At 56.0% G+C, this 25,727-nt stretch carries 20 protein-coding genes, 4 pseudogenes and 1 riboswitch; of the genes and pseudogenes, 11 read left to right on the forward strand and 13 right to left on the reverse strand.

Going from position 1 to position 25,727, the window contains the following annotated elements:
* Positions 1-79 precede the first annotated feature (79 nt).
* The gene (locus tag AKU79_RS01095) at positions 80-484 is read right to left on the reverse strand and encodes a single-stranded DNA-binding protein (protein WP_050521752.1); all 405 of its coding nucleotides are present in this window, start codon (positions 482-484) and stop codon (positions 80-82) included.
* A gap of 437 nt (positions 485-921) precedes the next feature.
* Between AKU79_RS01095 and AKU79_RS01100 the strand changes: the two genes are divergently transcribed.
* Positions 922-1,242, forward strand: a complete 321-nt coding sequence (locus AKU79_RS01100) for an H-NS histone family protein (RefSeq protein ID WP_050521753.1) — start codon at positions 922-924, stop codon at positions 1,240-1,242.
* A gap of 611 nt (positions 1,243-1,853) precedes the next feature.
* Here AKU79_RS01100 and AKU79_RS19425 read toward each other — a convergent pair.
* From AKU79_RS19425 to repA, 6 genes are all read right to left on the reverse strand, one after another.
* Complete coding sequence (locus AKU79_RS19425; RefSeq protein WP_197087170.1) at positions 1,854-2,018, reverse strand: hypothetical protein; 165 nt, start codon at positions 2,016-2,018, stop codon at positions 1,854-1,856.
* Between the two features lie 390 nt (positions 2,019-2,408).
* A complete protein-coding gene (locus tag AKU79_RS01105; protein ID WP_050521754.1) occupies positions 2,409-2,885 on the reverse strand; it encodes a hypothetical protein in 477 nt (158 codons plus the stop codon).
* 98 nt (positions 2,886-2,983) lie between these two features.
* Positions 2,984-5,140 carry a ParB/RepB/Spo0J family partition protein gene (locus tag AKU79_RS01110; protein ID WP_050521755.1) on the reverse strand — a complete coding sequence of 719 codons (2,157 nt, stop codon included), beginning with the start codon at positions 5,138-5,140 and terminating at the stop codon, positions 2,984-2,986.
* Between the two features lie 208 nt (positions 5,141-5,348).
* On the reverse strand, positions 5,349-6,497 hold the full coding sequence (gene repC, locus AKU79_RS01115) for a plasmid replication protein RepC (RefSeq protein ID WP_050521756.1): 1,149 nt from the start codon (positions 6,495-6,497) through the stop codon (positions 5,349-5,351).
* A 283-nt stretch (positions 6,498-6,780) separates the two neighbouring features.
* A complete protein-coding gene (gene repB / locus AKU79_RS01120) occupies positions 6,781-7,773 on the reverse strand; it encodes a plasmid partitioning protein RepB (RefSeq protein ID WP_050521757.1) in 993 nt (330 codons plus the stop codon).
* Between the two features lie 3 nt (positions 7,774-7,776).
* Positions 7,777-8,952 carry a plasmid partitioning protein RepA gene (gene repA / locus AKU79_RS01125; RefSeq protein ID WP_050521758.1) on the reverse strand — a complete coding sequence of 392 codons (1,176 nt, stop codon included), beginning with the start codon at positions 8,950-8,952 and terminating at the stop codon, positions 7,777-7,779.
* A gap of 443 nt (positions 8,953-9,395) precedes the next feature.
* On the opposite strand from repA, the gene AKU79_RS01130 reads away from it, so the two are divergent.
* The 8 genes and pseudogenes from AKU79_RS01130 to AKU79_RS18785 form a co-directional block, all read left to right on the forward strand.
* Entirely contained in the window at positions 9,396-10,934 is a 1,539-nt protein-coding gene (locus tag AKU79_RS01130) for an IS3 family transposase (protein WP_050521759.1), read from the forward strand.
* 227 nt (positions 10,935-11,161) lie between these two features.
* Positions 11,162-13,495 (forward strand): heavy metal translocating P-type ATPase, encoded by a 2,334-nt coding sequence (locus AKU79_RS01135; protein ID WP_050521760.1) that lies wholly within the window; start codon positions 11,162-11,164, stop codon positions 13,493-13,495.
* A 22-nt stretch (positions 13,496-13,517) separates the two neighbouring features.
* Complete coding sequence (locus AKU79_RS01140; RefSeq protein WP_050521761.1) at positions 13,518-13,715, forward strand: heavy-metal-associated domain-containing protein; 198 nt, start codon at positions 13,518-13,520, stop codon at positions 13,713-13,715.
* Between the two features lie 276 nt (positions 13,716-13,991).
* The gene (locus AKU79_RS19120) at positions 13,992-14,387 is read left to right on the forward strand and encodes a hypothetical protein (RefSeq protein ID WP_156209370.1); all 396 of its coding nucleotides are present in this window, start codon (positions 13,992-13,994) and stop codon (positions 14,385-14,387) included.
* Positions 14,388-14,684: 297 nt separating this feature from the next.
* The gene (locus AKU79_RS01145; protein WP_050521762.1) at positions 14,685-16,145 is read left to right on the forward strand and encodes a TolC family protein; all 1,461 of its coding nucleotides are present in this window, start codon (positions 14,685-14,687) and stop codon (positions 16,143-16,145) included.
* Positions 16,146-16,168: 23 nt separating this feature from the next.
* Positions 16,169-17,527 carry a multicopper oxidase family protein gene (locus AKU79_RS01150; protein ID WP_156209371.1) on the forward strand — a complete coding sequence of 453 codons (1,359 nt, stop codon included), beginning with the start codon at positions 16,169-16,171 and terminating at the stop codon, positions 17,525-17,527.
* Positions 17,528-17,573: 46 nt separating this feature from the next.
* Positions 17,574-18,287, forward strand: a complete 714-nt coding sequence (locus AKU79_RS01155) for a copper-binding protein (protein ID WP_050521764.1) — start codon at positions 17,574-17,576, stop codon at positions 18,285-18,287.
* 216 nt (positions 18,288-18,503) lie between these two features.
* Positions 18,504-18,720, forward strand: a pseudogene (locus tag AKU79_RS18785) (hypothetical protein); the annotation flags it as partial.
* A gap of 270 nt (positions 18,721-18,990) precedes the next feature.
* Here AKU79_RS18785 and AKU79_RS01160 read toward each other — a convergent pair.
* Positions 18,991-20,019: pseudogene (locus tag AKU79_RS01160) on the reverse strand (IS110 family RNA-guided transposase).
* Between the two features lie 20 nt (positions 20,020-20,039).
* Between AKU79_RS01160 and AKU79_RS18790 the strand changes: the two are divergent.
* Both AKU79_RS18790 and AKU79_RS01175 read left to right on the forward strand, forming a co-directional pair.
* Positions 20,040-20,450, forward strand: a pseudogene (locus tag AKU79_RS18790) (IS5/IS1182 family transposase); the annotation flags it as partial.
* Positions 20,451-21,055: 605 nt separating this feature from the next.
* A pseudogene (locus tag AKU79_RS01175) lies at positions 21,056-21,419 on the forward strand (IS3 family transposase); the annotation flags it as partial.
* Positions 21,409-21,590: riboswitch (cobalamin riboswitch) on the reverse strand. It overlaps the preceding pseudogene by 11 nt.
* Before the next feature lie 187 nt (positions 21,591-21,777).
* Here the strand turns inward: AKU79_RS01175 and AKU79_RS01180 are convergent.
* The 5 genes from AKU79_RS01180 to AKU79_RS19435 all read right to left on the reverse strand — a co-directional run bounded on the left by AKU79_RS01180 (position 21,778) and on the right by AKU79_RS19435 (position 25,076).
* Entirely contained in the window at positions 21,778-22,089 is a 312-nt protein-coding gene (locus AKU79_RS01180) for a TFIIB-type zinc ribbon-containing protein (RefSeq protein WP_082223867.1), read from the reverse strand.
* 469 nt (positions 22,090-22,558) lie between these two features.
* On the reverse strand, positions 22,559-23,035 hold the full coding sequence (locus AKU79_RS01185) for a DUF411 domain-containing protein (protein WP_050521768.1): 477 nt from the start codon (positions 23,033-23,035) through the stop codon (positions 22,559-22,561).
* Positions 23,032-24,195: a M23 family metallopeptidase gene (locus AKU79_RS01190; RefSeq protein WP_050521769.1), complete on the reverse strand. Its 1,164-nt coding sequence runs from the start codon at positions 24,193-24,195 to the stop codon at positions 23,032-23,034. The genes AKU79_RS01185 and AKU79_RS01190 overlap by 4 nt, the downstream gene beginning before the upstream one ends.
* Before the next feature lie 16 nt (positions 24,196-24,211).
* Positions 24,212-24,796 (reverse strand): SCO family protein, encoded by a 585-nt coding sequence (locus AKU79_RS01195; RefSeq protein ID WP_082223866.1) that lies wholly within the window; start codon positions 24,794-24,796, stop codon positions 24,212-24,214.
* 106 nt (positions 24,797-24,902) lie between these two features.
* Entirely contained in the window at positions 24,903-25,076 is a 174-nt protein-coding gene (locus AKU79_RS19435; RefSeq protein ID WP_197087172.1) for a hypothetical protein, read from the reverse strand.
* Positions 25,077-25,727: the final 651 nt, after the last annotated feature.

Genomic DNA, 25,727 nt, shown 5'->3' on the forward strand with positions numbered 1-25,727 from the left:
GTTTGTAGGCGAAGACGATTTCTGGCTGTGTTCTAGCCCGGCAGGTTTCCCCGCCGGGCTTTGGGGGAGGCCCCGTTCGTTAGAACGGGATCTCGTCGTCGCGGTCGACCAGCTCAGGGTCTTGACCTTCGGTGGTTTTCGGGCGGCTGAGGAAGTCGACCTTCTCTGCGATGATCTCACAGCCGTAGCGGTCGGTGCCGGTAGCGTCGGTCCATTTGGTATAGTGGATGCGGCCGTGGACCAGAACCTTCATGCCCTTTGCGCAATGCTCTGCGACCGTCTTGCCGAGGCCGTTGAAGCAGGTGATGCGGTGCCATTCGGTGTCCATCACGCGGTAGCCGTTCTCGTCGCGCTGGACCCGGCCTTCCGAGAGGCGCGGCCGCGAGGTGGCAAGGGTGAAGTTGGTGATTGTGGTGCCGCCTTGCGTGGTGCGTGCTTCTGGGGCCTGACCGATATTGCCTGCGAGGATGACGATGTTTTGCATGGTGTAGTCTCCAAATCTTTGTGTTCCGAGGGACCATTCCCTTCGACAAGACCCGAAAAAAGACCGTCGGTTTTGGCTTGCACGGGCAAAGGCACAGCCGATGACCGGAAACCCCCGAGGGCCGGGGTGGTGCGGGCAGGTGCCGCGTTTCCAAAGAAACGCTAGCCAACACGGCCCGGCGTGAGCGGGGTTGCGGGCCAAAACCGAACGGTCTTAGGGGATTTGTCAGTCGAAGGGAGTGGTGCCTGGGGCACGAGAGATCAGGAGACGGTGCAGAACAAATGGCAGGCTTGCGGGCACAGGACAGGACCATAGCAGGCGCCACGCATGCGGCGATCAATCCAACATGCCCTGCCCTTCCTGCACCAGTCGGATCAAAATTGCGCGTTCGCACTTGGACGGCTATTTGCGTAGGATCAACAGGACACGAGGACCCCATGGCTGATTTCAACATCGAGGCGCTGTCGCTCAAAGAGCTCAAGCAATTGCAAAAGGATCTCGCCAAGGCGATTTCAACGTATGAGGACCGGCAAAAAGCAGAGGCCCGCGTGAAGCTGGAAGCTATCGCCAAGGACTTGGGATATGCACTGGCCGATCTGGTAGGCATTGAGGGCAAAACAAGCCGAGCGCCCGCAGAGCCGAAATACCGTCACCCAGAGAACCCATCCCTCACCTGGTCTGGCCGTGGACGCAAACCGCTGTGGTTTGTGGCAGCCCTCAACGCAGGTAAGACGCCGGACAATATGGCGATCGGCTGATCAACAGGCCAGCACTGCTGGCAACGCTACCTGCGATCAATCCTTTGCCCTCGAAACCTTGCGTACAAAGTGGATGGGTATGTTCTGCCACGCGCAAACCTGCCGGATGGCTTGCTCGGCAGTCTGGGCCCAGGTCTTGACGATCCAGTCTGCTCGACCCTCGCCGGGCAGAACAACCAAAAAGGCATAGGTGGCAAGCAGATCGGCCTTGAGAGCCCCCGCCCTACTGAGGACGCCAAAGATTGCCCATCTAACACCTCGATGGCCTCTGCGCCGTCATCACGGCAGCACTGACAAAAGCAGCCATGTAGGTCTACCCAGTCCGTACCGATGGCTGTGGTCATTTTCTCACACTCAAGTCCAATCTCGATCGGCCCGACAGTGGTGCAGCGGGGCTTCGGCCGGTTCATGCCTTGGACAGGGCAAGACTGCCCTGTGGGAACCCCATAGGGGAGGTTGGTCGCGGTCATGTGCGAACTCCTTTTGTTGAAGTGAGGGCGCCGACCTTATGTCGGTGCAGGAGCGTCTCCGCCGTGCGGCGGTGGACAGGCGAAAGACCCAGAGGCGTGATTGCGCTATATCTGGGCCTTGGAGTGATGAGGCCCGTGGCCTCAGCCAAAGGGATCGTATTCTGAAACGATCACGACCTCGTCACCGTCGATTTCATCGGCGGGGACGGCACCAAAGCTTCCATCCCCGGCTTGGAAGACGACGATCGAGACCATGAGCGTGGCGGCAAGGGAAGCGGCGAAGGCGTGTGCATCTTTGCGGGACATTTGTTTTGGCTCCTGCTGGGAGGCGGGGGACCATCCCCCGCGCTGACAGGAACCCGAAGGCCCAAAGACTGGCTGACATCACCGGGTGCGTTCGGGCTTGTCCCGAATCCGCCCGGCGGCACGGGCTTGCCCGTAGTCCGAGCCCTCGCGGCTTGATCTCGAAGACAGACTTTGGGCCAAGGAAGGGACTGGCAAGCGGGGGATGGAACCCTGACGACAGGAGCCAGATTGTCCCGCAGATGCATGCGCTCGCCAGCCTTGCAGGCACGCTTATGATTGAGAGCTTTTTCCAAAGGGATGGATGCCTTGGTGCGTCTTGCGTGTTCGCGGGACAGGGCCTTGATGGGTGAGACGCCCGCCTGTGGCGAGCCCCTCGGTTTTGAATATGGCTCAGGCGGCGATGCCCGCCTCCCCTGCCCCACTTTCGCCGCCGTCATCACCGACGATCTCCAGCCGCGCATTGCGATAGCCCTCTTTGGCAATCCACAGCTCCGCAGCCTCGGCACTGGCTGCCAGGTACAAAAGCTCAGAGTTGCCCCCAAAATCCAGCAGCACTCGGACCTGCCCGGGCTTTGGCACCTCAGCCACCTCGAAGATCAACGAACTGTCAGCCGAATGGCTGCGCATGATGGTCACGAGAATGACCCCGTCAGACGAGAAGTTGCCCTCATGCAGCGTGAAGGAGGCCGGAGCCGTCCAGGTCGAGTAAGACCGCGGTGGTTCCTTCTTCACAAGACGCCCCACACCGTTCGCGCGTTCCCAAGCCGCCAGCTTTTTGGTGAAGCGCGCGGGCGGCTTGGGACTGCGATCGGTGTAGCGAATGAGCGCCCCCAAGGGCGCGGTGGTGATAATGGTCGATGCAGACATGATTTCTCCTTGTGAGTGTAAAGAACTACACTCATCTTATTGATATTGTTATATTTAATTGAAAAGAGGGCGAAAATCCCGCCCTCCACTGGCTCAGATCACTCTGCGGCCATCATTGCAGCCGGTTCTGACGGCAGATCGGCCATCAAGAAGTCCGGCAAGGCGATGTCTTCAACAGGCTCGAGCGTGTCTTCAACCGCTTCGCCCTCCCCTGCCCCGGTGCCTGCATCCAGATCGATACGCCGCAACACCTCCGGCAACCAGCCAGAACCCTTCAGCAGACGCTCTGCCTCAACCGCCATCTCAGCCTTCTTGAGATGATCGAGAAGCTGCGCTGTCCCCTCCCCTTTGGCTTCGCGGACTGCATCAAGAATGCGGGCTTTTGGAACACGACCAAGATAGGTCTCGACCGTAGGTTCCCAACCGGCTTCTACCATGTCGAGACCGACGGCATTGGCGAGGATGTCCGACTGCGCCATGCGCCGGGTCAGACCGCTGGCCGAGATCCCTGCCCCGTACGGGTTTGGCTTTTCATGCACCGCATTGATCCCAAAGCTCACGCAATGGGCCAGCAATGCAAGACGACTGGCTTGATCAAGCGCCGTCAAATAATCCCATAGGACTGCATCATCGCCAAGCGGCAGATCAGCCTCCCAGCTAGCCTGTCGATCATCAACGGACCTCGCCACCACGCTGTCCTTCAGATCGGGTGCCTGGGTCGAGAGATAGACTTCACGCACCGATGCCTCAAGGCAACTGCCCGAAGCCCCCGCAGTCCGGAACGTGTCATTGACCAGTTTTACGAGCAGCAATGTCAGCGCCACATCGGGTGACCGCCCGACAGCTTCACGCAAAGCCAAGGTGCGATGTGCCGTGAGTTCAACAAGCAGACGTTCTGGCAGAGGTTTAAGCGCCCCATCGTCTTCGTCCTCAGCAAGCGCCTCCAGAGGTTGGCCGCCAGAGGTGATGACAGTTCCTGCGCTGCCAAGGTGGGAAGCAGACACAGCACCATCTCCCCCCTGCCCCGCTACATCAGACATAGCGCAGTCACCATCTGCAATGACAGGAGCTTCGTCCTCAACCCGAACAAAACCGCGAGATACGGACAGACCGCCCTCACGATCAAGGCTGACAAACACGCCAGCGCGCGCAACGTCGTCGGCCTCATAGACCATCGGGCGCTGTTCAAGACCTTCCATGGCCAACTCAAGCGCCGCAAGCCGTTCCGAGATGTCTTCGGGAAGATCATCTTGTCCGGAATGTTCCTCTTCCAACTGCCGGTACTCAGCAAGATGCGCCGCATGGGCTGCAACCTCGTCCTCCGTCATTGGTACAGCCTCTCCAAACAGCCGCCGCATCCCGTGGCTGTACCCGTAAGGCAGATCGACCGAGATCTCGATCCACTTCCAACCCTCAGCGGCGATCGCTTCGGCTTCAACCTGCAGCCGCTCGGACACTAACCGATCCAGCAGGGCAGGTTCCTCCAACCAACCCCCATCATCGCCTTGGAACAAATCCCGCAGCACCGTGCCACCGGCATCCTCATAAGCAGATACCCCGACAAACACCGCACGGCGATCAGACGCCCGCACGGACGCCTCTGTCAGCATACGCCGGATTTGGAAGGGCTCTTTCGACCAAGAGGATTTGACGGCATCCCAAACCTGAATCTGGCGCGCGTGATCAGGATTGACGGTAAAGGCCATCAGCTGTTCCAGCGTCATGGCATCCTCGGCGTAAACCTCGAGTAGGGCAGGGGCCACAGATGCCAATCGCATCCGCTGTTTCACAACAGCAGGGGCAACAAAGAAGGCAGCTGCAATTTCTTCATCACTTTGACCTTTCTCCCGCAAGGCCAAGAAGGCACGAAACTGATCCAACGGATGCAGTGCTACACGCTGCATGTTCTCAGCCAGCGAGTCATCTTCAGCCAGGATTGCAGTAGAAACTTCCCGGACGATACAGGGCACGGGCGCGAACTTCGCCAGCCGCTTTTGCTTCACCAGCAAAGACAGCGCTTGAAAACGGCGGCCACCGGCGGGAATCTCGAACTTACCGGTTTCTACCCCTTCAGCATTCATCACAGGCCGCACGTTCAAGCTTTGCAACAAGCCACGGCGAGCGATGTCTTCAGCCAGTTCCTCAATCGAGACGCCAGCCTTGATGCGGCGTACGTTGGACTGGCTCAACACCAGTTTGTCAAAGGCGATATCGCGCGACGGCGACAGAGTGATTTTCTTGGCAGCTTGGGCCATCAGATAGTCTCCACGACGGGCGCTGGGAGCCACTCTCCCAATCTCACTTCCCGTCACACTCAAACCAACAAACCTTTCACTCTCAGAGAGACTGACGTAGAAAAGGCAGCTATCAGCATTGGTGTATACCGGGGTAAACATCGAGCCATAACGTGTCGTTCCAGTAGTGTTTACCGGGGTATACATGGCCCCCCCCCTTGAGAGGGCATCACACAAATTGCTCCTGCTTGTGTTTAGGGGTGGTAAGAGACCAGAACATTTTTACGCAATCCAGACCCCGATCACGGGCCTTTTTCGTCAACGCGTTCAAATAGGCCTGCGGGTTTTTGATACGGCCATACGCTTCAACAAGGCCGAGAATTGCCAATGCACAGCCGTATTCCCCCAACCGTTCATCTGCGGCGGCAATCGCTTTTGGATGAAGCCCTATAGCGGGTCCCAGTGATTTTGCGAGCTGTGTCACATCTGCCCATGTTCGAGGTGGGCTTGAACACATAGATCGCGCGGTTGTGGCAGCCTCCATGCACTCGAATACCGAAATATCCGAGCGAACACCTTCTTTATTCTTAGCATTGTCTGTGTTTTTAAGTTTTGTGGTTTCAGGTATTGTCGTAGTTTCCCCTTCAGAGTCTAAATCTTCTTTATTAGAATTCTGAATATGCCGGACAATTTGACTGTCACTGTCGGACATTTCGTGTGCGCGAGTAAGATCAGTTGCAGCTCTGGGTGCGGTTTCAGGGGGCAGGTTTTTATCGATGTTCTGGATTAGGGTTTGCAACTCTTCGACCGAAAGCTTGCGACGAAGCGAGCGGCGGGCATTTTCGCCTAGCGTGGAGGCTGCGAGGCCTTCATTGTTGTAAAGGCGATCGCGAATTAGAGCCTTTATAGACTTAGCTTGTATATCTTGGTGGCGGCAGTTCTCTGCGATGGTCTCTAGCTCTGGCACCAATTGGCAAAGCGGTGAAAGATCTATGCCATAGGTAATAACTGTCGCGTTGTTTTGATCTTTGATTTGATAGCGCTTGCCGCTCGGGCTTAATTTTCGAAGCACAATACCAACTTCCGCGAGCTTGTTCAAACGACGGCGAAGGGTTCTTTCTTCGATGCCATCGCAGCGTTCAGAAAGCACACGATTAGACGCAAAGACGACCATCTGGCTGCCCCATTGCGCTACCGGCATAAGCGAGAGCAGGCCGCGCAAGACCGCAATGTCGCGGTCCTTCAGATTGAAGTGGGTCTTTGACAGGCGCAGGAGGTCCAAAGCGTGCCAGCGTGGGTCGGCGGGGCGCTTTGGGGTGTCGGCGGATTTGGTGTTGCCAGGCGTTGGCGGTGCAAGCGAAATATTGATGTGTTTCATGGGATGTTCACGCGGATCAGTCTGACCAACCCAGCGGATTCATCGCTCGCAACCAAGCTTGGCATTCCCATTCAATCAAAAATGGGACATATTCAGGCAAAGAAATACCGATCATCGCCTTTGCGATGTTGCTAACGAATCAGGCCTGCGCTAGATTGCTCTTGTTGAAGTTGAGCTTTCTCAGGGTTGGCGCCCTGTGTATTGCACGGGCCTTCCGAGTGGGATCCATTCGGGAGGTCTATCTTTTTCCTGCAATGCTCCTTTGTTGTTGCGGTTTTTCGGGTCAGTCTTGGTTGTCGGATTGAGTCAGATACTCTTGGTGCAGGCGCTGAAAAAGCTCGCCAGCATGTCCTGCGATCCAATGCGCAAATTCGACGGATCCTGCGTCTGCTTGGAAAGTCACTTTATTTTTCCCCACAGCAATAGAGCCGATTTTAACCCCGGAGTTCGACTGAACGGCGAGGGTAGGGGGCTTTGCCCCTTGTTTCTTTGACTGTGAAGAGTGGGCTTCAAAAGCTTTTATCCAATGATCAAAGCGTTGATCTGAGGTCAGCGCAGCTGGGAAGGGGCCGTGAAGCACCGAGTTTGGATCTCGTTTCTGCTGCAAAACCTTGGTAGCTAGTTCATACCAGCGCTTCCACCCGACCGAAGGTGTTGGCCCAATTTTTTCAATCAACTCTCTCGGGAATGCCTCTCTTACCTTTCGCATATGCGAGGTATGGCTGCGGCTGATATTCAGAGCATCCTGGATAATACGCGGCTCATACCCTGCTTCCTCCAAGTCGCCGGCAAATAGAGTTTTTTCAATGAAAGACGGATCTTTCCGAAGATTGTTTTCTTGGCCTTGGGCAAGGACGGCCTCTTCATCAGACAGCGTCCGAATCAAGGCCTTGACCGTTATGCCAAGCCCTTTGATTGCAGCTAAGCGCCGACGCCCATAAACGACCTGATACCTACCGCTGAGTGCGGGGTGCGGGCGCAACAGAATGGGCACTTGTTGACCATGCCGCGAGATGCTCTCTCGGAGATCCGCAATATCATCATCCAACAGACCTATCCGGTCTTTGAGGCCTGAATCCTCGATCAGGGCCGTATCAATATCTTGCACGGTGCGGGCGCCCACAGTTCTTAGGTCGTTCCTTATGGCGGCAATTGGCCCGGATTGCTGAAACACTTCCGGCGAGGATCGCGCAGGACGGTAGGATGGCGCCGTGGCGTTCTCATCTGTTTGTGGCGGTGTAGGGGTTATCCCCTCGAACATGTTTTTGCGGGCCATATATTAAAGCCTCCCCCATGCTTTGTGAATGTCTTGCTCTAGCTCCCGCGCGACGGCATTTATTGATTCCATGGCGCGGTCATAGGTGTTGCGATTCATGCTGCCACGTCCCACTTCGAAAAGTGTTTGGTGGGTAAGGCCTGCATCTGATACAGCGGTCGATTTCAAAAAGGTCTCTGTCATCACGCGTTTGCCAAAATTTGCACGCAAAAGACCGGCTACCTGTGCCTGAGGGCCATCGGATGGTTCAAATCGTGAGACGAGATACCGCAGGAAGTCATATTCCAACGACAGACCAGCATCGCGAATCGTATCCAACAGAGAGGATGTCATCGTCAGAAATTGGGCCAAGGACGCCACATCAATGAAGTTCGGCACCACCGGTATCAGGATGGAGGAGGAAGCAACAAGCGACGAAAGCGTCAAAAACCCGAGTTGCGGTGGGCAATCGATGAACACCAGATCATAATTGGCTTCGACCGACAGCAATGCTTGCCGGAGCCGAAGATAAAAGGGCGGTTCGGCACCACGACGCAGGGCATACGGCGTTTCAGTCTCATATTCAGACAAAATCAGCCCGCCCGCAGCTATGTCCAGACCGTGAAAATAGGTCTTGCGAATGACGTCGCTCATCGGAAGCGGGCCGTCATAACGGATAGCGTCGTAGACTGTGCCTTTGTGCGAGAAATCAATCTCTGGTCGTAGACCGGTCATCGATGACAAGGAAGCCTGTGGGTCCATATCTACAACCAGAACGCGGTAGCCATGAAGAGCGAACCATTGACTCAAATAGGCGGCAGACGTTGTTTTGGCTGATCCGCCTTTGAAGGAGACACAGGAAATGATTTGCAGCGGATCCTGCCCAACGCGTCCACGAAGGTAAAGGGAGGGGTCTCGCGTGGTGCGGGCGAGGGAAAGACGGATCTGGCCAAGATCATCTGCTGAATAAACCTTGCGACCACGTTCGTCCAAGGGGACATCGGGAATCTTTGCCTCGGCATGGAGTTTCCGAAGATGGCCTGCCGCCAAACCAAGGAATTCTGCGGCCTCGCTGGAAGAGAAGGTGCGCAAATGTTTGCGTGCATCCGGAGCAAAATTCCGTTCGAGATGCTGTCGAATTGACTGGTGCAGCGTTGCTGCATCAGACTGGAGTTCGGCGAATACTCGCTCGATTGCCATTTGACCCTCATTTTGCCTCTTGCTGGAATGGTTTAATCCACTCGCAGCCCCCAGTTATCCGGGATTATTTATTTGTAGCGCAAAAAGCCGCAATTACCGCTTATTTGCGCTACAAGTAGTCATGCGGCAGGTTTTCGCGTCTTGCAAGGAAATTATTGCTTCCTTCCCAAAGAGAATTTCTACTCAGTTCGTAGGAAGATACCTGTAAGAACTTGTAATATAGAGACATTCTACTTCCTATGCGGTGGTAACGTATTTTGTACGAACGGAGGTATACTACACAACTTATAGTGCCATAGCTTATCAGTACGAATCGTTGAGCAAAGTAAGATGGCTGTTTTTTCCCTTCATACCGTGGTGGCTCACCTGATCAAAATGCGGTTTTAGGACAGTGGCGAAGTGGGGGGTGCGGACGAAAAGTTGGACTATCTTGGAGATAGTTCATGTATAGCTACGAAGAACGAATGCGCGCGGTTGAGCTTTATATGAAGCTCGGCAAGCGCGTGCGGGCCACCATCCGTGAGTTGGGGTATCCAACGAAGAATGCCTTGAAGGGCTGGCATCGAGAATATGAGCGTCGGCAGGATTTGCCGATACGTCCAGTGCCGCGCCCGCCTAAATTCTCAGAGGCACAAAAGCAGGTGGCGTTAGAGCATTATGCCAGCCAAGGGCGCTGCATTTCATGGACGCTGCATGCCTTAGGCTATCCAGGCCGAGCCACGTTGACGGCCTGGGTGCGCGAGGCATTTCCTGAGACGGGGACGGTTTCCACCGGGACACATGGACCGGGCAATCACTCTGACGCCGTGAAGAAAGCTGCTGTGGTTGGACTTTATAGTCGTCAAGAAAATGCGCAGGCTTTGGCAGAAAAAGTCGGAGTTAGCAGGCCGACGCTGTATGCTTGGAAAAACCAGATCCTTGGCTCGGAGGCTCCTGCCACAATGAAACGCAAGAAAAGTGCTTCCTTGGATCCAGAAATCGAAGCATTGGAACGTCAGCGTGAAGCTCTGCAATGCTGCATCCGCGAACTTCAGATTGAGCATGACCTGCTCAAGACTGCGAGTGAACTGATAAAAAAGGATCTTGGCGGCGATCTGCAGAGCCTGAGCAATCGGGAAAAAACCATGCTGATCGTTGCCCTAAAAAGTCAGTATAAGGCACCGGCGCTGTTGGCCCGGCTGGGTCTCGCGCGGAGTTCTTACTTTTACCACCGCGCCCGTATCACTGTGGAAGATAAGTATCTTCCGGTGCGCCACGCCATGAAGGAGGCCTTTGAAAGCAACCATCGCTGCTATGGCTACCGCCGCCTCAGAGCCTCTATGACGCGGCACTCGATCTCGATCTCCGAGAAAGTGGTGCGGCGCCTGATGAAACAGGAAGCCTTGGTCGTCCCAAAGCCCAAGCGACGGCGTTACAGCTCATATCTGGGCGAGATCAGCCCCGCGCCCGAGAACATCATCAACCGTGACTTCCAGGCTTCCACGCCCAACGAGAAATGGCTAACGGATATCACCGAGTTCCACATCCGCGCTGGAAAAATCTATCTTTCCCCGATCATCGATTGCTTTGACGGCCTCGTCATCAGTTGGGCCATAGGGACCAAACCGGACGCCGAACTAGTGAACACCATGTTTGATGCAGCGGTTGAGACCATCGCTGACAGCGAAGCGCGTCCCATAATCCACAGCGATCGCGGAGGCCACTATCGCTGGCCTGGCTGGCTGGAACGTATCGACGCAGCAAAGCTCGTTCGTTCGATGTCACGAGAGGCAAGCTCGCAAGACAATGCCGCATGTGAGGGCTTCTTCGGTCGCCTGAAGACCGAGTTCTTCTATCCCCGTGATTGGTACACTTTTACCGCGGCCCAGTTTATTGACGAGGTTGACGCCTACATCCGCTGGTATAACGAAACGCGTATCAAGATGTCCCTTGGTGGTCGAAGCCCAATCGAATACCGTAAAAGCCTAGGACTTATGACGTGAAAACAGTCCAAGTTTTTGTCCGCATCCCCGGGTAACGAAATGGCAGTCTGTTCCGCTGATCGTCGTTCTTGGGAACGATCGCGATGGTGCTGGAGTTTGCAATTAGACGGTCCCTTTTGACCCGCAATCCGCCCCTTGATGACGAATACGGCCCTTCCCGTTAGGGCTTGAGCTTCCAGCGGTGGAATGTCTTAGGCCAACATAAATCAACAGAAAGTTGGCAAGACATGGACCACGATCATCAACACGCAAGCCCCGAGATCCCAAAAGGAGCAAAGACGGCAAAAGATCCGGTCTGCGGCATGACAGTCGCGATCGAGGCTGACACGCGCCACGCCGAATTTTCAGATAATACTTTTCATTTTTGTTCGGGCAAATGCGAGACAAAATTCAAGTCCGATCCGTGGTTTTATGCTTCGGGCCGTGCTGAGGGACGTACAAAGGCTGCCCCCGCAAAAACCCAATACACCTGCCCGATGCACCCCGAGATTGTTCGAGACGCGCCCGGTGCTTGCCCGATCTGCGGCATGGCATTGGAGCCGATGCTGCCCTCGGACGAGCCGAGCGAAGAGCTGTCGGATTTCACCCGTCGCATGTGGATTTCGGCGGCGGCAGCAATTCCGCTGATTGTGCTGACCATGGGGGAACTTATCAGGCTGCCGGTGCGCGATTGGCTCGGGCATCAGACGGCCGGCTATCTGGAGTTTGTACTTGCGACACCGATCGTGCTTTGGGCGGCTTTGCCGTTTTTCAGGCGCGGTTGGGACTCACTTGTCAACCGCTCGCCAAATATGTGGACGCTGATCAGCCTTGGGGTGGCAGCGGCTTATCTTTACTCGTTGGTTGCTACTTTTCTGCCTGGTGTTTTCCCCGATGCTTACCGGATGGGGCAAGGCGTTGGCACCTATTTTGAGGCAGCGGTTGTTATTGTCGCATTAGTCTTTGTCGGTCAGGTGTTGGAACTGCGGGCGCGGGAGCGCACCGGCGATGCGATACGCGCGTTGCTGGACCTTGCGCCAAAAACCGCGCGGCGCATCCTGCCGGATGGCACAGAATATGATGCACCATTGGAGAATATCATGGAAGGCGACCGCCTGCGCGTGCGCCCCGGCGACGCGGTGCCGGTGGATGGCGTGGTGGTTGAGGGGCGGTCCAGTTTGGACGAGAGCATGCTAACGGGCGAGTCTATGCCGGTTGAAAAGGGGCCGGGCGATGCCGTGACCGGGGCCACAATCAATAAGAACGGCTCATTGGTGATTGAGGCTGGTAAGGTTGGTTCTGAGACTGTGTTGGCGCAGATCGTGGCGATGGTGTCGAGCGCCCGACGCTCACGCGCGCCGATCCAAGGTATGGCCGACCGCGTGTCGGCTGTATTTGTGCCGACTGTGGTGGGCATTGCGGTGTTTGCCTTTGCCGTTTGGATAATTTTCGGGCCAGAGCCTGCATTGATTTATGCCATTGCGTCGGCCGTCTCAGTGCTGATCATTGCCTGCCCTTGCGCGTTGGGGCTGGCGACACCCATTTCGATCACCACGGCGGCAGGGCGCGGTGCGCAAGCTGGCGTTCTGATCAAGGATGCCGAAGCGTTGGAGCGCATGGCGAGTGTTGATACGCTGATCGTCGATAAGACTGGCACGTTGACTATGGGCAAGCCAAAGCTGACCGATACGGTGGCATTAGGTGATGTTCCCGAGGCTGATATTCTGTCTTTAGCTGCAGCCCTCGAACGCGGTTCGGAACATCCACTCGCAGAAGCAATTGTCGAGGGGGCCGAGGCACAAGGCGCGGCGCGGCAAGAAGCGACGGAGTTTGAGTCGGTGACCGGCAAAGGTGTGCGGGGGAATGTCGAGGGACGCGCCGTAGCACTCGGCAATACCGCGATGATGCAAGAGATGGGTTTGGATACGGCGCAGGCCGAGGAAAGGGCGGACGCTCTGCGCGCCGAGGGTAAGACCGCGATGTTTGTCGCGGTCGATGGTAGTCTTGCAGGCATTGTGGCAGTGGCTGACCCGATCAAGGAGAGCACAGCACAAGCGATTAAAGAGCTACACGCGCAGGGGCTGCGCGTTATTATGGCGACAGGCGATAATGAGCGCACCGCGCAGTCGGTTGCCGGAAAGCTTGGTATCGACGAAGTGCGCGCGGGCGTTTTGCCGGAAGACAAGAAAAAGCTAATCGATCAATTGCGAGGCAAGGGCCACAAGATTGCAATGGCGGGGGACGGCGTGAATGATGCTCCCGCACTCGCCGCCGCAGACGTTGGCATCGCCATGGGCACTGGGGCTGACGTGGCAATGGAAAGCGCTGGCATCACCCTGCTGGGCGGCGATCTGATGGGCATCGTTCGGGCACGCAAACTGGCACGCGCCACCTTGCGTAATATCAAGCAAAATCTGTTCTTTGCCTTTGCCTACAACGCTCTCGGCGTGCCGATTGCGGCAGGACTTCTTTATCCGGTCACCGGGCTGTTGCTGTCGCCAATGATTGCGGCGGCTGCAATGAGCCTGTCTTCGGTGTCCGTTATCACCAACGCGCTGCGCCTGCGGCGGGTTGATCTATAAGCAAACCTGAAAGGAGAGACCAATGATTACCTACCATATTCCCGACATGAGCTGCGGTCACTGCAAGGCGACCGTAGAAAAAACGATCCACGGTCTCGATCCAGTAGCACGCATCGAGTTTGACATGCCGGCGCGAAAGGTCGCGGTCGAAAGCAATGCTGATGCGGCAATTGTAACAGCCGCGCTGGCGAAAGTTGGTTTCCCCGCATCGCCAGCGTGATGGCCGCTTGCCGGTAACGTCACTGAACTGGTGCCAACTCCGCTCTGTCTGAACGGCATGCGCGCGTTCAGGCAAGCGCGACTCGAGATACGCATGGGGCTCTGATGTAACCGCTCCCTTTTGTGGATCCTCACAGACCCACTTTGGCACAGAGATGCCGCCGGGGCGGTTACATCACCAAAGTCGTATAGATATACCAAGTTATCACAGATTTGTCAGAAACCTTCCCACGCTGGATGGCTTGACAGCTCCGCATTTTTTTGAGACTTGGGATGAATGAAACAGAAAAATGCCTTAGCAAAGCTAGTTCGGGTGCTTTCGTGCCTTGTTGTTGCTTTTGCTTTGACATTCTCCCCACCCGCGGGGGCGCATGCAGCAGCAGGCGTTCGCGACGGGAATTCTGCCATGGAGCAGGGCAAAACACCCTCACTTCAGGATGTTGATTCCCATTCGGCATCACAAACGCATTGTGCGTCAAGCAAAGCTGACACATCCTCACACGACACAGGCCAAAATCAATGCTGCACAGGTATATGCCTCTCGGCCATCCTGACTGAAGCGTTTGCATCACCACAGGCAGATGCGGCGGTTATTGGTAATGTGTTTCCATCGGCACTCCCTGTCGCCGCAGTTTCGTACGGCTTTTTGCGCCCCCCAAAACACCTGATCTGACGCTCGGCCCCTGACGTCCGGGGCTGCTCCTCTGCGCACATTCCGCGCGAGATGTCTTTATGATCAGGTAGAATATATGAAATCCCAACTCTTTAGCGGGGCGTGTGCCTTGGTTCTTGGTGCATGCGCATCAACGCCAACGCCGCTTCCTCATACGTCAGCGTTGCAGGCTGTCGCGACGTCTGGCGCAGTATCGCCGCTCCGCCCACAAGACCCCTTTGCTGGATACACCTACCGCGGCCCGACCGAGCCGCGCGACTGGCGCGAAGTCAATCAAGAACAGACGGAGGGCAAGTGATGCGCATTCTGAAACGATCTATGTTTTTCACGGCGCCTTTGTTGCTGAGCGCCTGCGTCGGCGCCGTTCCCGGCTCCTACACAGACACACAGGCCGGTTTTGCCGCAGTCTCCGCGCAAACCTCTGGCGCGATTGGCAAACAAACCGCCTTTGTCCAAACGCAGGCCGAGAATGATGCCCTGCAACAGCAAGTCCAAGGCATGGTCAAAGGTAAGCGTATCGGTGCCGATACTGCCGTCCAGGCCGCCCTGCTCAATAATAAGGGGCTGCAAGCCGCTTATGCCAACGTAGGACTTTCAGCGGCCGACGCATGGCAGCAATCTACCCCTGTAAACCCCATAGTTTCCATCGGACTTCTGGGTATTGGCGCCCCAGAGCTCGGCGCATACCGTGCGATTGAAGGTCTGTTTCGGGCCAATATTCTGGATGCAACCACCCGTAAACAGCGTGTTGCCGTGGCTGATGCCGCTTTTCAACAAGCGCAGCAGACCGCCGTAAACGATACGCTTGCACTTGCCAATCAAACCCGCGTTGCGTGGATCAACGCTGTCGCTGCGTTTGAAACTGTTGGGTATCTGACCCAAGCCAAAAGAACCTCAGACGCGGGGTCAGAACTGGCCCGCAAGCTGGGCGAGACAGGTGCTTTGAACAAGGCCGGACAAGCACGCGAACAAGCGTTTAACGCCGAACTTGCGGGGCAGGTGGCAAAAGCGCGGCTGAACGCCACGCGGGCCAAAGAAGAATTGACCCGCCTAATGGGCCTGTGGGGCGGTGATGTTAATTATACTGTGCCCGATGCATTGCCTGCATTGCCCAAATCCGTTGGAAAGATCAGCAATCTTGAGAGCAAAGCGTTGGCCAACCGTGTTGATCTGCGGGTCGCGCAATTGGGGCTGGCAGCACAGGCTGCGGCATTCGGCCTGACAGATCAGACCCGGATCGTAAGCGATTTGGAGATTGTGGCGGGTGCCGAACTTGAGCGTGAGGTGGACGCGGGCGGTGACATCGAAAAGGTTGTGACCCCGCAGGTCGAGCTTGAGTTTGCGATCCCGATCTTTGATTCAGGCAAGGCACGGATGCGCAAGGCAGAGCTTTCTTATCTGCAAGCCGCTAATGTGCTAGCCGAAAAGGCCGTCAACGTGCGGTCCGAAGCACGCGGGGCTGAGGTTGCCTATCACGCGTCCTACAAGATCGCGCGCCATTACCGCGATGTCGTGGTGCCGCTGCGCACCACTGTCGAGGAAGAAGGTCTGCTGTCTTATAACGGCATGATCACCAACACATTCGAGCTTCTGACAGATGTGCGCGAAAAACTTGGCGCACAGCTTGAGGCGGCGAATGCCAAGCGTGACTTCTACCTCGCGCAGGCTGAGCTTACCGCAGCGATTTATGGCGGCGGCGCGGGCGGTGCAGGCGGCGGCGAAGGCCCCGCAATCGCGGCCGGCGGTGCAGGCCATTGACCCCGACAATGAAAGGACTTCCCATGTTGAACAGACGTCAATTGATTGGAGCCGGGGCTGCGGGTGCTGCCCTCGTGTCTAGCCAAGCTTGGAGCAAGACCACAAATATGGGCTTGCCTGAAACTGCCCTGATGGACAGCGCCAGCACGCTAATCACGCCGCGCCCCAATTCGGGGCCGGATTACACGCCTGTGGTCACGCTGAACGGTTGGACATTGCCCCATCGGATGAACGGCAACGTCAAAGAATTCCACTTAGTCGCAGAACCCGTGGTTCGCGAGCTGGCCGAGGGCACAGTAGCACATCTGTGGGGCTACAACGGCCAGTCCACAGGCCCGACAATCGAGGCGGTGGAAGGCGACCGGGTGCGCATCTATGTCACAAACAAACTCCCCGAAGGCACCACGGTTCACTGGCACGGTCTCATTTTGCCCTCAGGAATGGACGGTGTCTCGGGGCTTAGCCATCCCAGCATCCCACCAGGAAAAACATTCATCTATGAGTTCGACTTGGTCAAATCTGGTACCTTCATGTATCACCCTCATGGTGATGAGATGACCCAGATGGCCATGGGAATGATGGGCTTTTTTATAGTCCATCCTAAAGATCCCACCTTCATGCCGGTGGATCGCGATTTCCTGATCATGCTCAATGCCTATGACCTTGATCCCGGCACCTATGTTCCGCGCATCATGACGATGACGGATTTCAACTTGTGGACATGGAATAGCCGAATTTTCCCCGATATCGACCCGCTGGTAGTCAACAAGGGCGATCGCGTGCGGGTTCGGGCTGGTAACCTGACGATGACCAACCACCCGATCCACATGCACGGCTATGATTTCAAGGTGACCTGCACCGATGGCGGCTGGGTGCCTCCTTCGGCGCAGTGGCCAGAGGTGTCGATCGATATTCCCGTGGGCGCAATGCGGGCTTACGAGTTTGTGGCTGATCATCTTGGCGACTGGGCGATCCACTGTCATAAATCGCACCACACTATGAATGCGATGGGCCATGACGTTCCAACGTTTATTGGCGTGGACAAGTCGCAGCTCACTCAGAAGATCCGTAAATTCCAGCCGGAGTATATGCCAATGGGCACCTCCGGGATGGGCGACATGGCAAAAATGGAAATGCCATTGCCCGATAATACCATCCCGATGATGAACGGCTGGGGGCCATATGGCCCCATCGAGATGGGAGGCATGTTTTCGGTTGTGAAGGTGCGGGAAGGCATTGACGCAGACGATTACTCAGACCCAGGCTGGTATGAAAATCCGCCCGGTGAACAGGCCTACGAATGGACGGGCGAGCTGCCTGAATTCGCCACCAACAACAGCCCCAAGACCATTCTCACGCCAAAACTAACCTCGAAGGGCTGATCGGCCCTTCGTCACATCAAGACAAACCAACTTATAGGACAAAAACATGAAAAAACTACTTCTCGGCACAGCCATCACTTTCGCCTTCGCAACGGGAGCTTTTGCCGATGCAGGCCACGCCAAGAAACCTGGAATGGCTGCGTCAATGATGGAAGTCGGCGCACCCGGAGCGGCCGCGAAGATTGACCGGACGATCAACGTGACCCTTCTTGAAAACGACGAAGGCCAAATGCTCATCGAAAGCGAAGATATGAACGTCAAGCAGGGCGAAACAATTCGATTCAACATCACAAACAAAGGTGAGTTGGAGCATGAGTTTGTTCTCGACACTGTCGAGCGAAACGCTGAGCACAAGATAGAAATGGCAAAGATGGATATGGAACATGACGATCCGAACCGTATTCGTCTTGAACCGGGTGCTTTGGGCGAGGTTGTCTGGACCTTTGCAAATGCGGGCACATTCGAAGCGGCCTGCCTCATCCTCGGCCATTACGAGTCAGGTATGCACCGCGAGGTGAACGTCGGCGACCAAATGGCGCAGGCCGATGTGAAATACAGCAAGGGCACCATCAAGAAAATAGATGCCAAGGCGGGAAAAGTCACGGTTGACCACGGTCCGCTCGTCAATCTCGAAATGCCCAGCATGACAATGGTGTTCCGCGCCGATAAGGATATGATCGCCACGATGTCAGAAGGCCAGGCCATCGAGTTCGTCGAAGAACGGGTCAATGGCAAAGTGACCATCGTCACATTGAAGTAAACAGCCCAATTTTCGGCGCAGGTGTATGTCCCTGTGCCGATTTCTTTCTAAACGCAATATCTGAGCCAATTATACTAATATCTTGCAAAGGTTTTCTGAAATTCAGATTTATACAAATCCACGTTGGGACATCAAGGTTGCTAGGGTAGGACCCATTGTTGGGCTTGAGGCTCTCTTAGCTGCCTGATTCAATCTCCCGAACTGACGGGGGTGATAATGAGCAATCTTTTCTGGCTGACAGACATTCAAATGGAGCGTCTGCGACCCTTCTATCCGAAGAGCCACGGCAGGCCGCGCGTCGATGATCCGTTGCCCGGCAACGGTTTGCCTGCAAACCGTGAGGGGGCGGGTCTTAAGTGGAATTATCTTCATCAATCGCAATGGCTTGCGGTGGTGCGATGCATCCAAAGAGTATGGCCCTGCTAAGCCCCTTTTGTGGTTGCCGCCTATATTGCAAGAAGTTTTTGACCCTGTTCGGATGTGATCGAGTGCGAACTTTTGTCAGGCCTCAAGATGCGGCATTTCCAAAAGCTGCGGGCCGGGATGGTGATCAGCGGATCGGGTCCAAATCTCTACACCGAGCTTTCTTACTCTCAGGGTCTTACTGGTTTTCCCTATCCGGACCTGTTCGATCGTTTTGCCCATTCAGGTCGTCGTCTTCTTACACTCCCTTGGCACCGTCGCTAGCAGGTTGACACGAACATCATGCCGCGCCCACCAGCGCCGGATCCCTGTAATCTTCGTTCTTCGTCAGCATCGCCCATATCTGGCGGGCCATTTTGTTGGCCAGCGCGATCGCAACCAGCATCTTGGGTTTGCGCTCCAACATTCGTGACAACCAGCTGCCCTCCAAAATGGTTCGCTGCCCAAGCCAGCCTAATCGCGACATTGCGCCAATGATCAGGAGACGTCGGATATCGGCTTGGCCAGCCTTGGTCATCCGCCCCAAACGTTCCTTGCCTCCAGAAGAATGTTGCTTGGGGACAAGACCCAACCAAGCCGCAAAGTCGCGTCCAGTTTTGAACTGCTCCATGTCTGGGCCGAACGCTTCCACGGCAACGGCCGTCAGCGGTCCAACACCCGGCATGGTCTGAAGCCGGCGCGCCCTGTCTGACGCGGCGACCAGCGTCTTGAGTTTCGTGGTACGCTCGATGACACTCGCCGTTTTTTCTGCAATCTGCGTCAGCAGATCCAAGCACTCCTCGCGGATAAGTGCATGTAAGTCGACGGTCTCATCTTCTACAAGGGCCGTTATGCGATTGAGGTGGCGCATTCCTACGGGAAACACATGGCCGTGCTCATATAGAAGCGCCCGCAATGCATTTAGATCCGCGGTCCGCTGATGAACCAGTCGTTCACGGCCACGGAATAAGGCTGCGCGAGACTGCTGTTCGACCGTTTTGGGTTCAACAAAACGCATCTCCGGCTGGCGGGCAGCGATGACGATCGCTTCAGCATCAGCAGCATCATTTTTCTGACGTTTAACGAACGGGCTAACGTACTGTGGCGCGATCAGTTTTATCTCATGGCCAACTGCTTCCATCTCGCGCGCCTAGTAATGCGCGCTGCCGCAAGCTTCAAAAATGACCAGGCAGGGCTCCTGCTGAGCCATGAACACAGAAAACTGCGTTCGCGTCAGCCTTTTGCGGAACTGAACCTTCCCCGTTCGAAGGGCCCCATGAACCTGAAAAGCATTCTTTGCCAGATCGACCCCAATCATCATATCCTTCATCTCGCCGTCCTCCTCTTCGCGTGGCGTTGAGCAACACCACTTTGGCACATTACGATGCCCCCTTGGGAGGGCGGCAACCACTCCATCTCTACAACCGATGGAAGCGATGGGGCGACAAGGGCATCTTCGCCCGGATGATGCACGGGCTGGCGGCAGAGGCGGCGGTGCCGAAGACGGTGATGATCGACGCTACCTATCTGAAGGCGCACCGCACTGCGACCAGCCTGCGGGTAAAAAGGGGGGCCCGACGACCAACGAGGCCGTCTCATAGGCCGAACCAAGGGTGGGATGAACCGTTGCCCGGCAGACGATTGGAACAATCGGCGAGAGGGACCAAGCTGCATGCCGTCACCGATGCTGATGGCCGCCCGATCCGGTTCTTTATGACCGAAGGTCAGGTCAACGATTACACCGGTGCTGCGGCCCTGCTCAGCGTCCATCGTCACACTCATCGCTATTTCCTTCACTATAGCATGAGCAGGTTTTCACTGGGTCGATTCAAATCCGCTATTTACAAGAATGACGCCAATAGCAGGCTGGGAACTTCCCTACCTTTTTATTTTCGCGATCCTCGCAGGCGTGTTCACAGCGATCCGGCAGCCAAGCTGTTCAACAAAGAAAGCCGGAATAGGCAGCGTCGCGTCATTTCTTGGAATTGCCTGCCGGACCTGCAACAAGGTCCTAATGTTAATTTTTGGCAGCGAGGCGCTGATGCGTTGGTTCGATCCCCTTCGACCTTGGCTCGCTGCAGTCGGCTTTGTCTTACTGTGCCTCGCGATCCGAACCGAATGGCGGAAACGTAGTGCCATCCGTTTCATGATCGGAGAAAACTGATGCGTCGTTCTATTCAGGCGCAGAAATTAGCCAGAAACGTATAACGAGGCGGGCGCTTGTGATGGGTGGCGTCCAGGCCGCTATTATTGGCGTTCTAGGCTTGCGGATGCGCCAGATGCAAATCCGCGATGCCGAGCAGTATCGCATGCTTGCCGAAAACAATCGGATCAATCTGCAATTGATTGCGCCAGTACGTGGGCGCATTCTTGATCGTTATGGCAATGTTCTTGCAGATAATCGGCCTACCTACCAAGTGCACAGCGATCGCGGAGGCCATTATCGCTGGCCTGGCTGGCTGGAGCGTATAAATACAGCAAGGCTCGTTCGCTCGATGTCACGAAAGGCAAGTTCGCAAGACAATGCTGCATGTGAAGGCTTCTTCGGACGCCTGAAGACCGAGTTCTTCTATCCTCGTGATTGGCGCGCTTTTACAGCGGCCCCGTCTATAGACGAGGTTGACGCCTACATCCGTTTACATCCGTTGATATAACGAAACGCGCATTAAGATGTCACTTGGTGGCCGAAGCCCAATCGAATACCGTAAAAGCCTAGGACTTATAACGTGAAAGCAGTCCAAGTTTCTGTCCGCATCCCCCATTCGGCCAGTGGCACCGAGGGTCGCTCGCCGCTTACAGTTGCGGGGGCAGTCACGGAATTGGCGGCTTTTGCCTACACCACACCGTATTCCCTTTTCACCCGGCCGCGCGTAGTTTGGCCGGGAACCATCAAACCTGACTGTGCCTTCAGTCGTCGATGTCGTCAAGCCGGGATCCGATCGGACTCTCGTCAATGACGACATTGTACACCCAAGCGATTCGGTTATAAAAAAATGTAACGATATAACATATCGTCGGAAACAATACCTCTCAACAAGCAAGACGCTCGCCGCCCTTTGTACTGTTGAAGCCGCCGCGGAGGACTGAACTAAAAGTCGAACAAATCACCCAACAAGGAACCACGCTTTTTACGACCGTACTTTTCTCTATCATCATCGTCGTCCCTGCAACGACGCCTGTCACTATCTCGGTCATCATCGCCGCGTGACAAATGTTCCAGGCGATCAGAGCCGGACCGTGAGGGCGCAATTTGGGGCCGCTCGGTAGGAGCCGCACGCTCGATGATTTTGTCGAGCTCGCCACGGTCAAGCCAGACACCGCGGCATTTTGGGCAATAGTCGATTTCGACACCACTGCGGGCAGCCATGACAAGGGTTTCACCATCTACTGGGCATTTCATAGAATAGTCACTCCTCGGGTTTGTCGGCTCGTGATTCCGAATGCTGCTAGGTTCTGCCAGCACAACGGGAGTGGTATCTTCGTACCTCTTCATTTTTGCCGACTCCAATGTTGATAATTTAGTCAAACTCAATGACTAAGATAATATTCTCTGATCACGGTTCAATGGATTGGCCAGAAGAAACACTGATGTGCACGCCTCGATACTCCGAAAGGGGTTACTAGTTTATACGGGGCAGTCATTGACCCTATCACTCGGCCACCAGCCCGCCTCGGGAGTCAGATTTTGAAAATTCAAACCTTGCATTCGGAGCCGCCTCGGCGTTCGAGGGCTCTTGGCTTTCACCCACCCAACGAAAGTGAGACGATACCCCGATCCGGCCACTCGTGACCAACGCGGCGAAATTCTTTCAATGAACAGCACAAGGCACACAGGCACTTGTGTGACGCCGACGCAATTGGCTGGCACGTCACGCTGCCGTATAGCTTGTATAGACTTCCAGGCTGCCATTGCGGCGAACCAGCAGCACGTCATAGGCGTCCCGACTGTCTTCTGATCCCATACCGGGGGAGCCGTAAGGCATGCCGGGCACGGCGAGGCCAACTGCATCAGGACGCTCGTCGAGCAGCCTGCGGATGTCCGCAGCCGGGACATGGCCTTCGAGAGCATAACCGTCAACGCTCCCCGTGTGGCAGGAGAACGCCTTTGCTGGAATGCCCTGTTCCATCTTTAAGCGGATCAGCAACGTTCCCATCGACACCTCATCCGTAACCGTGAAGCCTTGCTCCCGCAGATAGTCGACCCATGCTTCACAGCACTCGCACCCACGCCCCTTGACGACATGGATCGGCGGTTCCTCTTCTGCCTGTGCCTTGGCGGCAGGGGTTACGGCAAAGGCTGCTGCTGCAAGGATGACATCGCGGCGGCTGATACGATTTTCTATCATCCACGTTCTCCGTCAGTCACTGGCATGAAGCCAGTTTCGCTGCGCCAGGTGGCAAGCGCATTGAGATCATCTGCCGAAGCAATCTCCTGTTCCGGCAAAGCGCCCCGGTCCTTAGGATCGACCGGTCTGCCGTCGACACGAACTTCGTAGTGAAGGTTGGGGCCGCTCACGAGCCCTGTCGCGCCAACCGCGCCAACCTCGTCTCCAGCCTTGACACGCGTCCCCACGCGAACGCCATCGGCAATTTCGGACAGATGCGCATATCGCGTAACGGCTCCACCGCCGTGATCGATATCGATCGTGGTGCCGTAGCCACGGATCGTACCCGCAAAGGTCACCCGCCCGGCGCCGGTCGCCGAGACTTCGGTCCCCACGGGTGCCGCGTAATCGATCCCGGTGTGCATACGGACCCCGCCCAGTACAGGATGGTTTCGGCGGCCAAAGACGGACGACAAGCGGGCACCGAGGATGGGTGCCGCTGAACGCTGCACGGCTTCACCGTCCTCGAAGACGATGACCGGGCCGGCGGCTTCGGTCGCAACGAGCTCGATGACGCGATCCGCAAATTCAAGTCTGGCGTAACTGAGCCGCGGTTCGCCCGCGATGCTGCCATCGGGAAGCTGGTCCTCCTGCCAGGCCAGAGCGAAGGTCTCTCCACCTTTCAGGTCGCGCCTGAAATCGACTTGGCCGGCAAGAAGTGCCGTTAGGTCAACTGCAAAGCGTTCCGGTGCATTGCGCCCCATCAAGGCGTCGTAGAGAGCTCCATCGAGGGTCAACGTCTCCCGCCGGTCCGTCTCACGAACCGGTGGGTCAAGCCGTTGTGCCGCGATCGGCCCGTTGAAGGTGAGAGCGATCTCCACACCATCTTCCACGAAGAGTGACAGGCGTGTCAGCGATGCTGGATCCCCGGACGCCGCAGTCCATTCGATCCGGTGACCAGGTCGCAGGTCGGTCAAGTCATAGACTCCCGAAAGTGCCAGTGCGGCTTCTGCCCGGATCGTCGCGGGGATTCCTGCGTGACCAAGGACGCTGTCCAAAGTGTCACCGGGTTCGATTGTGGCATCGAATGCCATGGGCAAATGCGCTGTCGGAGGATCGGCCACTGCCTGGAGCGGGGCGAATGACGCGAGAGCAAGGATCAGAAATGCGGGGCGGATCATCTGGCAGAATGACCTTTCAACTGAGGGTTCGAAGGGTTTTGGGAACAGCGAAGCGCCGGTCCTCATGGAAGTCGATAATGCTGGCGAAGCGCCCATCGGGGTGGAACAGGAACACACCGGCGGTATGGTCCATCGTATAATCACCACCATCCTTGTAGACGCGGCGATAGGTTGCGCGAAAATCTGCGGCGGCCTGCGCGACGTCGTCAGCAAATCCCGTCAGCCCCATGATGCGTGGATCGAAGTTGCTGACGTAGTCGGCAAGGACGTCTGGCGTGTCCCGTTCCGGATCGACCGAAATCAACGCGACAATCATGCGATCGGCGTCAGCACCTAGTTCTTCGAGCCAGAGAGATATGTCGCTTAGTGTGGTTGGACAGACATCCGGGCAGCTTGTGAATCCGAAAAATACAAGAAGGAACTTGCCGCGGAAATCGGCTGTCATGCGCACACGCCCTTCGCTGTCCGTTAGGGTGAACGTGGGAATGAAGTCAGGACCAGCCGCTGCGTCGTCGTCATTTGCAGGCCACCGCAACGCTGCGAATGCAAAGACTGCCGCAGCCGCAAACCAAAGAAAGATCTGAATGTGACGAAGCCGCATAAACTAGGTCCAATAGATGAGAGCGTCCTGACGTCTAGAACCTCAAGGAACTAGAGGATCAACCGACAAAGATGTGAAAATTTCAGGACCGGCGAGGTTTCGCTTATCAGGACGCCCCTATAAATCGCGCGAGCGCGATGCCAAGGATTGTGCCGAACAGCCCGAGAGCAATAGCGAAGCCTGCGCCGTACTGCAGCCGGTCGAGAAACTTACCGCCGCGCTTACGGGCTAAGCTGTACCCCCAGAGAAACCCTATTAGGGCGAATATCGCTGCGATCATGTCATTTTTCCTTTCAGCAGGACCTTTTGCCGCAAGTTCCAGAAGCCGAAGACATGATGCGGTGGATGCCCCCACCCCAACGGCATCAATTGTGCCAAGATGGTTTTATTGCAACCAAGCAGAGGGAGTGTCCGTCGTCATATAAAATGGGACATCAGAGCGGTTTGAGTTTTGAAGGCTCTGGTTCGTTTGTGTAATTGATTATGCCGCTTGTTTTTGATGTTGCAAGCGTCGTTGACGGATTGTCAGTGCCTTGATCTTCGCTCTCTCCCTCAGAATTGCTTTGTCGCGGCCGAAGTAGACGTCGGCGGGTGTGACGTTGTTCAGGCTCTCGCCCCTCTTGTCTTATGAATTGAGGAGTTCCTGTGCGAAGCTGGAATAGCTGCCCGGCACGGCATTCATGCCGGGCAGCGGCGGAGGTCGGACCGTTCCCCTCTTGGTCGTCGTGGACCGTCGCTGAGTATGGTCGCCTCCGTCTTTTCTTGTGACCTGAACGGATACTTGGGCTTGGGGCCCGCATGACAAGACAAGGTTAGGAAAAGACATATGGAAGATACCATTGGGATAGATATTTCCAAAGACAAATTGGATGCGTACTGGCTTTCCAAGGAGGAACACAAGCAGTTCTGCAACGACAAAGCGGGGGTCAAG

The sequence above is a fragment of the Pseudorhodobacter wandonensis genome (assembly GCF_001202035.1).
Taxonomy (GTDB): Bacteria; Pseudomonadota; Alphaproteobacteria; order Rhodobacterales; family Rhodobacteraceae; genus Pseudorhodobacter; species Pseudorhodobacter wandonensis.

Excerpts from the sequence above, each read along its gene's own strand:
- AKU79_RS01195 (WP_082223866.1), bottom strand. The coding sequence starts at position 24,796 with ATGCGGCTTCGTCACATTCAGATCTTTCTTTGGTTTGCGGCTGCGGCA.
- AKU79_RS01135 (WP_050521760.1), top strand. The coding sequence starts at position 11,162 with ATGGACCACGATCATCAACACGCAAGCCCCGAGATCCCAAAAGGAGCA.
- repB (WP_050521757.1), bottom strand. The coding sequence starts at position 7,773 with ATGGCCCGCAAAAACATGTTCGAGGGGATAACCCCTACACCGCCACAA.
- AKU79_RS01100 (WP_050521753.1), top strand. The coding sequence starts at position 922 with ATGGCTGATTTCAACATCGAGGCGCTGTCGCTCAAAGAGCTCAAGCAA.
- AKU79_RS01130 (WP_050521759.1), top strand. The coding sequence starts at position 9,396 with ATGTATAGCTACGAAGAACGAATGCGCGCGGTTGAGCTTTATATGAAG.
- repA (WP_050521758.1), bottom strand. The coding sequence starts at position 8,952 with ATGGCAATCGAGCGAGTATTCGCCGAACTCCAGTCTGATGCAGCAACG.
- AKU79_RS19425 (WP_197087170.1), bottom strand. The coding sequence starts at position 2,018 with ATGTCCCGCAAAGATGCACACGCCTTCGCCGCTTCCCTTGCCGCCACG.
- AKU79_RS01095 (WP_050521752.1), bottom strand. The coding sequence starts at position 484 with ATGCAAAACATCGTCATCCTCGCAGGCAATATCGGTCAGGCCCCAGAA.
- AKU79_RS01150 (WP_156209371.1), top strand. The coding sequence starts at position 16,169 with ATGTTGAACAGACGTCAATTGATTGGAGCCGGGGCTGCGGGTGCTGCC.
- AKU79_RS01110 (WP_050521755.1), bottom strand. The coding sequence starts at position 5,140 with ATGGCCCAAGCTGCCAAGAAAATCACTCTGTCGCCGTCGCGCGATATC.
- AKU79_RS01190 (WP_050521769.1), bottom strand. The coding sequence starts at position 24,195 with ATGATCCGCCCCGCATTTCTGATCCTTGCTCTCGCGTCATTCGCCCCG.
- AKU79_RS01105 (WP_050521754.1), bottom strand. The coding sequence starts at position 2,885 with ATGTCTGCATCGACCATTATCACCACCGCGCCCTTGGGGGCGCTCATT.
- AKU79_RS19120 (WP_156209370.1), top strand. The coding sequence starts at position 13,992 with ATGAAACAGAAAAATGCCTTAGCAAAGCTAGTTCGGGTGCTTTCGTGC.
- AKU79_RS01145 (WP_050521762.1), top strand. The coding sequence starts at position 14,685 with ATGCGCATTCTGAAACGATCTATGTTTTTCACGGCGCCTTTGTTGCTG.
- AKU79_RS01180 (WP_082223867.1), bottom strand. The coding sequence starts at position 22,089 with ATGAAATGCCCAGTAGATGGTGAAACCCTTGTCATGGCTGCCCGCAGT.
- repC (WP_050521756.1), bottom strand. The coding sequence starts at position 6,497 with ATGAAACACATCAATATTTCGCTTGCACCGCCAACGCCTGGCAACACC.
- AKU79_RS01185 (WP_050521768.1), bottom strand. The coding sequence starts at position 23,035 with ATGATAGAAAATCGTATCAGCCGCCGCGATGTCATCCTTGCAGCAGCA.
- AKU79_RS19435 (WP_197087172.1), bottom strand. The coding sequence starts at position 25,076 with ATGATCGCAGCGATATTCGCCCTAATAGGGTTTCTCTGGGGGTACAGC.
- AKU79_RS01140 (WP_050521761.1), top strand. The coding sequence starts at position 13,518 with ATGATTACCTACCATATTCCCGACATGAGCTGCGGTCACTGCAAGGCG.
- AKU79_RS01155 (WP_050521764.1), top strand. The coding sequence starts at position 17,574 with ATGAAAAAACTACTTCTCGGCACAGCCATCACTTTCGCCTTCGCAACG.